General features: G+C 32.7%; 10 protein-coding genes. All 10 read left to right on the forward strand.

Going from position 1 to position 12369, the window contains the following annotated elements; all coding sequences use genetic code 11:
• Positions 1 to 6: 6 nt before the first annotated feature.
• The 10 genes from uvrA (at position 7) to ACJQQZ_RS01260 (ending at position 12317) form a co-directional block, all read left to right on the forward strand.
• Positions 7 to 2853 (forward strand): excinuclease ABC subunit UvrA, encoded by a 2847-nt coding sequence (uvrA, locus tag ACJQQZ_RS01215; RefSeq protein ID WP_124228492.1) that lies wholly within the window; start codon positions 7 to 9, stop codon positions 2851 to 2853.
• Positions 2854 to 3136: 283 nt separating this feature from the next.
• Positions 3137 to 4069, forward strand: a complete 933-nt coding sequence (hprK, locus tag ACJQQZ_RS01220; protein WP_015365270.1) for an HPr(Ser) kinase/phosphatase — start codon at positions 3137 to 3139, stop codon at positions 4067 to 4069.
• A gap of 7 nt (positions 4070 to 4076) precedes the next feature.
• On the forward strand, positions 4077 to 4913 hold the full coding sequence (gene lgt / locus ACJQQZ_RS01225; protein ID WP_037552023.1) for a prolipoprotein diacylglyceryl transferase: 837 nt from the start codon (positions 4077 to 4079) through the stop codon (positions 4911 to 4913).
• Between the two features lie 7 nt (positions 4914 to 4920).
• Positions 4921 to 5403 (forward strand): acyltransferase, encoded by a 483-nt coding sequence (locus ACJQQZ_RS01230; protein WP_145505747.1) that lies wholly within the window; start codon positions 4921 to 4923, stop codon positions 5401 to 5403.
• Positions 5404 to 5421: 18 nt separating this feature from the next.
• Entirely contained in the window at positions 5422 to 6861 is a 1440-nt protein-coding gene (locus tag ACJQQZ_RS01235; protein ID WP_408023016.1) for a tetratricopeptide repeat protein, read from the forward strand.
• Positions 6862 to 6925: 64 nt separating this feature from the next.
• Positions 6926 to 7867 (forward strand): thioredoxin-disulfide reductase, encoded by a 942-nt coding sequence (gene trxB, locus ACJQQZ_RS01240; protein WP_002450908.1) that lies wholly within the window; start codon positions 6926 to 6928, stop codon positions 7865 to 7867.
• 181 nt (positions 7868 to 8048) lie between these two features.
• Positions 8049 to 8957, forward strand: a complete 909-nt coding sequence (gene rapZ, locus ACJQQZ_RS01245; RefSeq protein WP_002450907.1) for an RNase adapter RapZ — start codon at positions 8049 to 8051, stop codon at positions 8955 to 8957.
• Positions 8957 to 9949 (forward strand): gluconeogenesis factor YvcK family protein, encoded by a 993-nt coding sequence (locus ACJQQZ_RS01250; protein ID WP_408023017.1) that lies wholly within the window; start codon positions 8957 to 8959, stop codon positions 9947 to 9949. The genes rapZ and ACJQQZ_RS01250 overlap by 1 nt, the downstream gene beginning before the upstream one ends.
• Before the next feature lie 139 nt (positions 9950 to 10088).
• Complete coding sequence (gene whiA / locus ACJQQZ_RS01255; protein WP_002450905.1) at positions 10089 to 11033, forward strand: DNA-binding protein WhiA; 945 nt, start codon at positions 10089 to 10091, stop codon at positions 11031 to 11033.
• Positions 11034 to 12029: 996 nt separating this feature from the next.
• On the forward strand, positions 12030 to 12317 hold the full coding sequence (locus tag ACJQQZ_RS01260; protein WP_228077252.1) for a hypothetical protein: 288 nt from the start codon (positions 12030 to 12032) through the stop codon (positions 12315 to 12317).
• Positions 12318 to 12369 lie beyond the last annotated feature (52 nt).

The raw sequence follows: 12369 nt of genomic DNA on the forward strand, positions 1-12369 counted from the left end.
ATTTAAATGAGAGAACCATCCATAGTAGTGAAAGGTGCAAGAGCACATAATTTAAAAGGTGTTGATATAGAATTACCTAAAGACAAGTTGATAGTGATGACAGGACTTTCTGGTTCAGGTAAATCCTCTTTAGCTTTTGATACCATTTATGCCGAAGGTCAAAGAAGATATGTAGAATCATTAAGTGCTTATGCACGTCAATTTTTAGGTCAAATGGATAAACCGGATGTTGACACAATTGAAGGCTTATCACCAGCGATTTCAATTGATCAAAAAACAACAAGTAAGAACCCACGTTCTACAGTAGCTACAGTGACTGAAATATATGACTATATTAGGTTGTTATATGCACGTGTAGGTAAACCATACTGCCCTAATCATCACATAGAGATAGAATCGCAAACTGTTCAACAAATGGTAGATAGAATCTTAGAATTAGAAACTAGAACTAAAATTCAACTATTAGCACCAGTTATCTCGCACCGTAAAGGTAGTCATGAAAAATTGATTGAAGATATAAGTAAAAAAGGATATGTACGTTTGCGAGTTGATGGTGAGATTGTCGATGTGAATGAAGTACCAGAATTAGATAAGAATAAAAATCATACTATTGAAGTCGTTGTTGATCGATTAGTTGTTAAAGAAGGCATTGAAACAAGACTAGCTGATTCAATCGAAACAGCACTTGAACTTGCCGAAGGAAGTTTAACAGTTGATATTATCGATGGAGAAGAATTAAAATTCTCCGAAAATCACGCATGTCCAATTTGTGGATTTTCCATAGGTGAGTTAGAGCCACGTATGTTTAGTTTCAATAGTCCTTTTGGTGCGTGTCCAACTTGTGATGGTTTAGGACAACGATTAACAGTTGATATGGACTTAGTTATTCCGGATCCAAATAAGACACTTAATGAAGGTGCAATTGAACCATGGGAACCTACAAGTTCAGATTTCTATCCAACGTTATTAAAACGTGTTTGTGAAGTTTATAAAATTAATATGGATAAACCATATAAAAAACTAACTGACAGACAAAAGAATATATTAATGCACGGCTCAGGAGATAAGGAAATTGAATTTACATTTAATCAGCGATTTGGCGGTGGACAAAGAAAACGTAAAATGGTATTTGAAGGTGTAGTTAATAATATCAATCGTCGCTATCATGAATCGCCATCAGAGTATACGAGAGAGATGATGAGTCGATATATGACTGAATTACCATGTGAGACATGTCATGGACAACGTTTAAGTAAAGAAGCTCTTTCAGTTTATGTGGCAGGATTAAATATTGGTGAAGTTGTTGAATACTCAATTAAAGAAGCTTTAAATTATTATCAAAATATCGAACTTTCAGAACAAGACCAAGCGATTGCCAATCAAATTCTTAAGGAAATCATTTCTCGTCTAACATTCTTATATAATGTTGGGCTAGAATACCTGACATTAAACCGTGCATCTGGTACGTTATCTGGTGGTGAAGCGCAACGTATTCGTTTAGCGACACAAATTGGTTCTCGTCTCACTGGTGTGCTCTATGTACTTGATGAACCATCTATAGGTTTACATCAACGTGATAATGATCGCTTGATTAATACACTTAAAGAGATGAGAGATTTAGGCAATACACTTATTGTTGTAGAACATGACGATGATACTATGCGCGCAGCTGATTATTTAGTAGACGTCGGACCTGGTGCGGGTAACCATGGCGGTGAAATTGTCGCTCAAGGTACGCCTAAACAAGTAATGAAAAATAAGAATTCCCTGACAGGGCAATATTTAAGTGGTAAAAAGAAAATTGATGTGCCAGAGCACAGACGTGAAGCGACTAATAAAAAAATTAGCATCAAGGGCGCTAAAAGTAATAACTTGAAAAACGTTGATGTAGATATTCCACTCTCACTTATGACTGTAGTGACGGGTGTTTCAGGTTCTGGTAAAAGTTCATTAGTAAATGAAGTATTATATAAATCTCTTGCACAAAAAATCAATAAATCTAAAGTTAAGCCAGGAGACTATGATTCAATTAAAGGTATTGACCAATTAGATAAAATTATAGATATTGACCAATCACCAATTGGTAGAACACCACGTTCAAATCCAGCTACTTATACAGGCGTGTTTGATGATATACGTGATGTGTTTGCACAAACCAATGAAGCTAAGATTCGAGGTTATCAAAAAGGGCGTTTCAGTTTTAACGTTAAAGGCGGTCGTTGTGAAGCTTGTAAAGGTGATGGCATCATCAAAATAGAAATGCATTTCTTACCTGACGTTTACGTTCCTTGTGAAGTTTGTGATGGAAAACGTTATAACAGAGAAACATTAGAAGTCACATATAAAGGAAAAAATATCGCTGATGTATTAGAAATGACAGCAGAAGATGCGACTCATTTCTTTGAAAATATACCTAAGATTAAACGTAAACTACAAACATTGGTAGATGTCGGATTAGGTTATGTTACTTTAGGACAACAAGCTACTACCTTATCGGGTGGTGAAGCACAACGTGTAAAACTGGCTTCTGAATTACACAAACGATCAACAGGACGTTCTATTTATATTCTTGATGAACCAACAACAGGTTTACATGTTGATGACATTAGTCGATTATTAAAAGTTTTAAACCGACTTGTCGAAAATGGTGACACAGTTGTCATTATCGAACATAATTTAGATGTTATCAAAACAGCTGATCACATTATAGATTTAGGGCCAGAAGGTGGCGATGGTGGCGGTACCATTGTTGCTACAGGAACACCTGAAGATATTGCCAATGTCGAAGGTTCATATACAGGTCAATATTTGAAAACAGTTTTAGAAAGAGATAGAAATGAAGATGAATCATAAAAGAATGATGTTATAATTTATATTAAGATGATTTCAGAGTATACTGGAATCATCTTTTTTAAATTATTTTTTCATTCAATACATATTCAAATGAAATATCAATACGTTATTACTGACGTGTAAGCAAAAAAATGTCAGAGATTTAACGGTTTTTACGTTAATCAATCATGACTATTTTCTAAACATTGAGTTAATATAACTTTTTAATATAGATAGTAGTTTGATTTTTGATATGATTAAAGAAAGTGAATTTGTAGTAACAATTCAATATAGAGGTGAACGCATGTTAACAACTGAAAGATTAGTTGAAGTATTAAATTTAGAATTAATAGCCGGTGAAGAAGGATTAAATAAACCGATTAAGAATACAGATATCTCTCGCCCTGGTTTAGAGATGGCTGGATATTTCTCACATTATGCTTCAGATCGAATTCAATTACTAGGAACGACTGAGTTATCTTTTTACAACTTATTACCGGATGACGAGCGACAAGGAAGAATGAGAAAGTTATGTCGACCAGACACTCCTGCAATTATTGTAACACGAGGCTTAGAACCACCTAATGAACTTGTTGAAGCTGCAAAAGAACTTAACACGCCACTCATTGTTGCTAAAGACGCAACGACAAGCCTTATGAGTCGTTTAACAACATTTTTAGAACATGAATTAGCAAAGACAACATCATTACATGGTGTACTTGTTGATGTTTATGGTGTGGGTGTACTCATCACAGGTGATTCAGGTATTGGTAAAAGTGAAACAGCTTTAGAACTAGTTAAAAGAGGACACAGACTTGTTGCAGATGACAACGTTGAAATTAGAGAAATTACAAAAGATGAATTAATTGGTAAACCTCCAAAACTGATTGAACATTTATTAGAGATTCGAGGTCTAGGTATTATTAATGTAATGACATTATTCGGTGCTGGTTCAATCTTAACTGAGAAGCAAATTCGCTTGAATATTAATTTGGAGAATTGGAATAAAGAAAAATTGTATGACCGTGTGGGTCTCAATGAAGAAACATTACGTATCTTAGATACAGAAATAACTAAAAAGACTATTCCAGTTAGACCTGGACGAAATGTTGCAGTGATCATTGAAGTTGCCGCAATGAACTATCGTTTAAATATCATGGGTATCAATACAGCAGAAGAATTTAGTGAACGCTTGAATGATGAAATTGTTCGTAACAGTCATAAAGGTGAGGAGTAGTTAGATGATGAATTTAACGTTAAGTTATATTGATCCTATTGCATTTCATTTGGGCCCACTACAAATAAGATGGTACGGCATTATTATTGCTTGCGGCATTTTATTAGGTTATTTTGTAGCACAAGAAGCATTAAAGAGAATAGGGTTACATAAGGATACACTTGTAGATGTTATCTTCTACTGTGCAATATTTGGTTTCATAGTGGCACGTATTTATTTCGTTATCTTCCAATGGCCCTACTACATGCAAAATCCAGGTGAAATACCAAAAATTTGGCATGGTGGTATAGCCATTCATGGTGGATTAATAGGTGGTTTTATCACTGGTATTATAGTTTGTAAAATAAAAAATTTAAATCCATTTCAAATTGGAGATATTGTTGCACCAAGTATTATTTTGGCACAAGGCATAGGACGTTGGGGTAACTTTATGAATCATGAGGCGCATGGTGGTATGGTATCTAAATCATTCTTAGAACAGTTGCACTTACCTCAATTCATTATTGATAATATGTATATTGATGGTCATTATTATCACCCAACATTTTTATATGAATCAGTGTGGGACGTTTTAGGATTTATTATTTTAGTTACAATTAGAAAACACATGAAATTAGGCGAAACATTTTTCTTATACTTAATTTGGTATTCGATCGGCCGTTTCTTTGTAGAAGGGCTTAGGACAGATAGCTTAATGTTAACAAGTCATATTAGAGTGGCTCAGTTAGTATCTGTGATTTTAATTATTATCAGTGTGGCATTAATGTTATATAGACGTTTCAAATATCAACCACCCACATACAAAAATGCTGGCCCATTAAGTTGGCCTAAGCAGAAGGTGTAATTCAAATATGAGAAAATTAAAGCCTCACCGTGGATATCAAGCCACTAATATGAATCCGTTATGGCATATTTATCGATTAGTCAAATTTCCTAAAGTATTAAGGCAAACGATTATTATCGAGATTTGTCGGTACATGCCAAACTTAAAATTCAAAAGTCATATGTATCGTCAATTATTAGGTATGGATATTAGAAATCATTCTGTATTCGCATTTAAAGTAGTACCAGATTTGTTTTATCCAGAGCTAATAACAGTTGGCAATAATAGTGTGATTGGTTATAATACTACAATATTAACGCATGAAATTTTAGTAGACGAATTTAACATTGGAAAGGTAACGATTGGCAGTCATACATTAATTGGTGCCAATGTCACTATACTTCCAGGTGTCACTATTGGAGATCATGTAAAAATTGGTGCAGGAACAGTTGTATCTAAAGATGTACCGAGTAATTCGGTCGCATTTGGAAATCCTATACAAATACAATGAATATGGAGGTGACAATCTTTGGCAGATAAAAATAATAAAATTATTTCAATGGCTTTTGATGAACCGTTTTATCGCAAAATGGCAGCTCAAAAGTGGAAGCAACAAGATTTTAAAAAAGCAGCTGATTATTATAGTAAAGTGCTAGAATTGTCACCTGAAGATTTTGATATTCAATTAAACTACGCTCAATGTTTAGTTAAACTAGGTTTTGGTAGTCGTGCAGAACATTTATTCTATGAAAATATTATTAATGATAGACACGTGGCTGATAGTTTTTATGAATTGAGTCAGTTGAACATTGAATTAAATGAACCAAACAAGGCATTCTTGTTTGGTATTAATTATGTATTAATCACAGACGATCAAGATTTTCGTGATGAATTAGAAGAAACGTTTGATGTTTCGTATTCTAATGAGCATCAAATTGAAGTAGAGGCACAACTTTTTGCTGTTCAATTATTGTTCCAATTTTTATTTTCACAAGGTCGTTTAGAACAAGCAAAATCATATATATTAAATCAAGACGAAACTATACAAAATCATCGTGTTATTAAAAATTTATTAGCGATGTGTTATTTATATTTAAGTAAATATGATATAGCTAAAGACATGTTTGAGGAACTATTAAATGAAGATAATACAGATGTGCATGCACTTTGTCATTATACGTTATTACTTTATAATACAAATGAAAAAGACAAGTATAAACGTTACTTGAATATATTAAGTAAAGTTGTACCAATGAATGATGATGAAAGCTTTAAACTAGGCATTGTATTAAGTTATTTGAAACAATATCATGCCTCACAGAAGTTACTGCTTCCACTGTATAAAAAAGGTAAATTTGCTTCGATACAAATGTTCAATGCTTTAAGTTACAATTACTATTACCTAGGAAATAAAGATGAGAGTATCCAATTTTGGAATAAACTGTTGCAAATTTCTAAAGTGGATGTAGGATTTCCACCTTGGGTTATAGAGGAAAGCAAACATGTATTTGATCAACGAATTTTACCATTATTAATGGATGATGATAGTCACTATAGATTGTATGGAATCTTCCTATTAAATCAATTGAATGGTAAAGAAATATTGATAACAGAAGATATATGGGCTGTTTTAGAAACATTAAATGATTATGAAAAATTATATTTAACATATTTAGTTCAAGGTTTAACCTTGAATAAATTGGACTTCATTCATCGTGGTATGCTAAAACTGTATCAATTCGACCAATTTCGAAATGATACATCATTATTTGTTCAATGGATAGATCAAGCTGAATCAATTATTGCTGATCAAGCAGATTTAACTGAAGTAGAAAAATATATAGGTGCGTATTTATATTTGTATTACCAACAAACAAATCAGAAGTTGACTAAGAAGCAAATTAAAGAATGGTTTGATATTAGTCATTACAAACTAGATAAAACGATAACTTATATGTTGAGCATATAAATTTATGAAATACTTATTTTGATATATAATGCGTTTAATGATTATTTAGTAGGAGGGCAAGTAAATGACTGAAGTAGATTTTGATGTAGCAATTATAGGTGCAGGCCCTGCTGGTATGACGGCTGCAGTTTATGCTTCACGTGCCAATTTAAACACAGTTATGATTGAACGTGGTATGCCAGGTGGCCAAATGGCAAATACAGAAGAGGTAGAGAATTTCCCAGGATTCGAAATGATTACTGGACCAGACTTATCTACTAAAATGTTTGAACATGCGAAAAAATTTGGTGCTACGTATCAATATGGTGATATTAAATCAATCGAAGATAAAGGCGACTATAAAGTCGTTAACTTAGGAAACAAAGAAATTACAGCACACGCAGTGATTATTTCAACTGGAGCTGAATATAAAAAAATCGGCGTACCAGGAGAACAAGAATTAGGTGGACGTGGTGTAAGTTATTGTGCTGTATGTGACGGTGCATTCTTTAAAAACAAACGTTTATTTGTTATTGGTGGCGGTGACTCAGCTGTTGAAGAAGGTACATTCTTAACAAAATTTGCTGATAAAGTTACTATTGTTCATAGAAGAGATCAATTACGTGCACAAAGTATTTTACAAGACCGTGCATTTAAAAATGATAAAATTGATTTTATTTGGAGTCATACTTTAAAAACAATCAATGACAAAGACGGCAAAGTAGGATCTGTTACTTTGGAATCAACTAAAGATGGTTCTGAAGTCACTTATGATGCAGATGGTGTATTCATTTATATCGGTATGAAACCACTAACAGCACCATTTACTGATTTAGGTATTACAAATGAAAATGGTTATATTGTAACTGAAGCAGATATGAGTACTAACGTACCAGGTATTTATGCTGCTGGTGACGTAAGAGATAAAGGGTTACGTCAAATTGTTACTGCAACAGGCGACGGTAGTATCGCAGCTCAAAGTGCAGCAGATTATATAGAAGCTATTAAAGATAAATTAGAAGCATAAATTAAATACCATTTATCACAACAGTAATTTAAGCTAGAGCAATGGGAGGATTATAATGCCAATAATCCATTTGTTGTTCTAGCTTTTTCTAAGTCTTAGGAACGTTCCTTTGTGAATTTGAGTGTGGTATGATGAAGCTATTAATGTATAAATTTCAAAATAACTGGCGGTGACCAATGAAATGATGAATTCTGAAAAAGAAATGGGAAAGAGTGAACTATTAGTAGTAACTGGTTTGTCAGGTGCTGGTAAATCTCTAGTCATTCAAAGTTTAGAAGATATAGGCTATTTTTGTGTAGATAATTTACCACCTGTATTATTGCCTAAATTTGTTGAATTAATGGAGCAAGGTAATCCTTCATTACAAAAAGTGGCAATTGCTATAGATTTAAGAGGTAAAGAATTATTTAAATCACTTGTGAAAGAAATAGATTTAATCAAAAGTAGAAATGATGTTATCGTAGATGTCATGTTTTTAGAAGCAACAACAGAAAAGTTAATTTCAAGATATAAAGAATCACGACGTGCGCATCCATTAAATGAAAAGGGACAACGTTCATTAATTGAAGCCATTAATGAAGAACGTGGACAACTTTCACAAATTAGAAGTATCGCCAATTATGTGATTGATACGAGCCAACTTAAACCTAAAGCATTAAAAGAACGCATAGTTAATTATTATGAGAATGACGATTTTGAAACATTTACGATTAATGTGACGAGCTTTGGATTTAAACATGGTATTCAAATGGATGCTGACTTAGTATTTGATGTTCGATTTTTACCCAATCCTTATTATGTAGAAGAGTTACGTCCATTAACTGGATTAAACGAAGAAGTGTATACCTATGTAATGAAATGGAGAGAAACTGAAATATTCTTTGATAAACTAACTGATTTATTAAAATTCATGATTCCAGGTTACAAGAAAGAAGGTAAATCTCAATTAGTCATAGCTATTGGATGTACTGGTGGCCAACATCGTTCAGTAGCTTTAAGTAAACGTTTAGGTGAATATCTAAATGAGGTTTTTGATTATAACGTTTATGTTCATCACAGAGATGCACATATTGAAAGTGGCGAGCACTAATGAGAAGAATGAAAGTAGTATTAATCGGCGGGGGAACTGGTTTATCAGTATTAGCAAGAGGTTTAAGAGAATTTCCAATTGATATTACCGCTATTGTAACGGTCGCAGATGATGGTGGTAGTACAGGTAAAATTCGAAATGAAATGGATATCCCAGCTCCTGGTGATATTAGAAACGTTATTGCAGCGCTTAGTGACTCGGAATCAGTGTTAACTCAATTATTTCAATATCGATTTGAAGAAAATCAAATCAGTGGACATTCATTAGGTAATTTATTAATAGCTGGTATGACCAATATTACGAATGATTTTGGAAATGCAATTAAAGAATTAAGTAAAGTATTAAATATTAAAGGTAAAGTGATTCCATCAACCAATTCAAGTGTGCAATTAAATGCCATTATGGAGGATGGAGACATTGTTTACGGTGAATCTAAAATTCCTAAGATGCAAAAAAAGATAGACAAAGTCTTTTTAGAACCGGATGATGTTGAACCTATGGAAGAAGCAGTGGAAGCGTTAGAAGAAGCAGACTTAATTGTTTTAGGTCCAGGTTCGTTGTATACGAGTGTCATCTCTAACTTATGTGTGAAAGGTATATCAGAGGCATTATTAAATTCTTCTGCACCTAAACTATATGTGTCTAACGTAATGACACAGCCAGGTGAAACAGATGGTTATGATGTGAAAGAACATATTAATGCATTACATCGACAAGCAGGAAAATCATTTGTCGATTACGTCATTTGTTGTACGGATCAATTTAATGACAATGTTTTACAAAAATACAGAGAAAAGCATTCAGAACCCGTTGCTGTTAACGTTGATGAATTAAAACAGGACGGTATTAAAGTGATTACGGCATCTAATCTAGTTGAAATATCAGACGAACACTTAGTAAGACACAATACCAAAGTATTATCTACTTTGATATATGAAGTCGCACTTGAATTAATTAGTACAATTCAATTTGATCCTAACAGCAAACGTTAGCAGTAGTCATGATGAGTATATATTAGAACAAAGTTGAGTCAGTTAATTCAGTATGAAAAATAATTTAGATGAGATTTATTTAGAAAAAAGTCATTGCGAATAAATCATGTAGACAATGATAGGAAGGAATGAGTGTTCTATGAGCTTTGCATCAGATATGAAAAATGAATTAACTCGTATAGATGTAGATGAAGCTAATGCGAAAGCAGAGCTCAGTGCATTAATTCGTATGAATGGGGCACTTAGTCTGTCCAATCAACAGTTTGTGATAAACGTTCAAACTGAAAATGCCACAACTGCTAGAAGAATCTATTCGTTGATTAAGCGTATCTTTAATGTTGAAGTAGAAATATTAGTACGTAAAAAAATGAAATTGAAGAAAAATAATATATACATTTGTCGTACAAAGATGAAAGCTAGAGAGATTCTTGACGAATTAGGTATTTTAAAAGAAGGTGTATTTACACATGAAATTGATCCAGAGATGATTCAAGATGATGAAATGAAACGTAGTTACTTGCGTGGCGCATTTTTAGCAGGGGGTTCTGTAAATAACCCTGAAACATCTTCATATCATTTAGAAATTTTTTCTCAATTTGAGAATCATTCTGAAGGATTAACTAAATTGATGAATAGTTACGAATTAAATGCCAAACATCTTGAAAGAAAAAAAGGTAGTATCGTGTATTTGAAAGAAGCGGAAAAAATATCTGACTTTTTAAGTTTAATTGGTGGATATCAAGCACTGCTCAAATTTGAAGACGTCCGAATTGTACGTGATATGAGAAATTCAGTTAATCGATTAGTAAATTGTGAAACAGCAAATTTAAATAAAACTGTGAGTGCAGCTATGAAACAAGTTGAAAGTATTCAATTAATTGACCAAGAAATTGGTTTAGACAATTTGCCAGATCGTTTGCGTGAAGTCGCGAAATTAAGAGTTGAACATCAAGAAATTTCTTTAAAAGAATTAGGGGAAATGATTTCCACAGGGCCTATTTCTAAATCAGGTATGAATCATCGTTTAAGAAAATTAAACGAATTAGCAGATAAAATCCGAAACGGTGAGAAGATTGAACTATAAAAGACTCACTATCCTAGTGGAATGTAATCCGGAAAAATATATCATACTGAAGTGATAAAACTAAAAGCCATGTCTCATTGATAGAACACATTGTGTAATCATGTATTCTAAATTTGGAGATCATGGCTTTCTTCTGTTAATTTGATTCACTGCATAAGCAGTCTTTGTATTTAACATATATGAGCCCCCTCGAAGGGATGATTTTTAATTAAAATAGTGTTTGGCTCATTTTTAAAATGCTATTAAATCAGTAATTTTATCTATTTGTATTTTACATACTTTTGCCAATCATTTTCTCTATAAACTAATTAAATCATTACTCTATTTTAAGGCAGTGTTTTTATAAATCATTCATTAATTTTATTGTTTTCGTGTTTTCTTCTTCATATGATTCTTCTAATAAATTCCCATAAATCTCATAAGTGATTTTCGCAGATTTATGACCTAAACATTTAACTATAAAGTAATTAGTTGAGTAGGTATATTAACAAAGCAATTAGTTAGTAATGAGAATAACTTTAATATTCAAGAGTTACCGACTGCACGTATAGAAGTATTTAAAGAGTTATTAGTTAATACTGAGCTACCTCAAACATTACGTGATGTGATTACTATTACAGATGATGAACATGTTGAATCTATACCATCACTAACATACATTAAAGATAAGTTAGCTACTAATGGTATTGAGCTATCACTTAATGGTAGTAGCAAATACTTTTATAGACGCGAGGGACACATATATACAGAAGTATCAGACAGTGTAGTGCATGGCTCGACCTACTTAAAGAGATCTTTATTAATGAGTGTGTCACATATGAAACAACATTACTCTTAGATAAGAACAATGCGAGTGGATTGATTGATAAAGATAACCAAGACTTATCACTATATAATCAAGGCATTAAAGAAGTAAGTAACACTACAATGTATGATGGTATTTAATAAACGATAAAAGATATACCACAAACATTTAGACGTAATGTATCTATCATAATGAACACAGAACATCATGATAAACTCATCAAAGAGTTAGCACAGATGGGATTAGGTGGACTTGCAGGTGATTTAACTAAGCTATTTAATGTATCTCACGTAGTAGTTACAGATGATGCGCAAGATATCTTTATAGGAGACTTTGGGCATGCTATATATGCTAAATATGAGCCTATTATGTACAATAAAAAGAAACAAGCATTAAGAGGCGTGTACCAATTTGCATTGAACTATGTGTTTGATATCAAAATTGTGCCAGAGTTATTACGAATCATTAATATTAAATAAATAATTTATACAATAAAATTTATTCCCCCCTACCTTTTGGGTCAAATATTAT

The organism is Staphylococcus sp. KUGN1 (assembly GCF_045984185.1).
GTDB classification, from domain to species: Bacteria; Bacillota; Bacilli; order Staphylococcales; family Staphylococcaceae; genus Staphylococcus; species Staphylococcus warneri_A.

What these genes read in the sequence shown, in the direction of transcription:
- ACJQQZ_RS01230 (WP_145505747.1), top strand. Translation starts at nt 4,921, where the DNA reads ATGAGAAAATTAAAGCCTCACCGTGGATATCAAGCCACTAATATGAAT.
- ACJQQZ_RS01260 (WP_228077252.1), top strand. Translation starts at nt 12,030, where the DNA reads ATGAACACAGAACATCATGATAAACTCATCAAAGAGTTAGCACAGATG.
- lgt (WP_037552023.1), top strand. Translation starts at nt 4,077, where the DNA reads ATGAATTTAACGTTAAGTTATATTGATCCTATTGCATTTCATTTGGGC.
- ACJQQZ_RS01250 (WP_408023017.1), top strand. Translation starts at nt 8,957, where the DNA reads ATGAGAAGAATGAAAGTAGTATTAATCGGCGGGGGAACTGGTTTATCA.
- whiA (WP_002450905.1), top strand. Translation starts at nt 10,089, where the DNA reads ATGAGCTTTGCATCAGATATGAAAAATGAATTAACTCGTATAGATGTA.
- uvrA (WP_124228492.1), top strand. Translation starts at nt 7, where the DNA reads ATGAGAGAACCATCCATAGTAGTGAAAGGTGCAAGAGCACATAATTTA.
- hprK (WP_015365270.1), top strand. Translation starts at nt 3,137, where the DNA reads ATGTTAACAACTGAAAGATTAGTTGAAGTATTAAATTTAGAATTAATA.
- rapZ (WP_002450907.1), top strand. Translation starts at nt 8,049, where the DNA reads ATGATGAATTCTGAAAAAGAAATGGGAAAGAGTGAACTATTAGTAGTA.
- trxB (WP_002450908.1), top strand. Translation starts at nt 6,926, where the DNA reads ATGACTGAAGTAGATTTTGATGTAGCAATTATAGGTGCAGGCCCTGCT.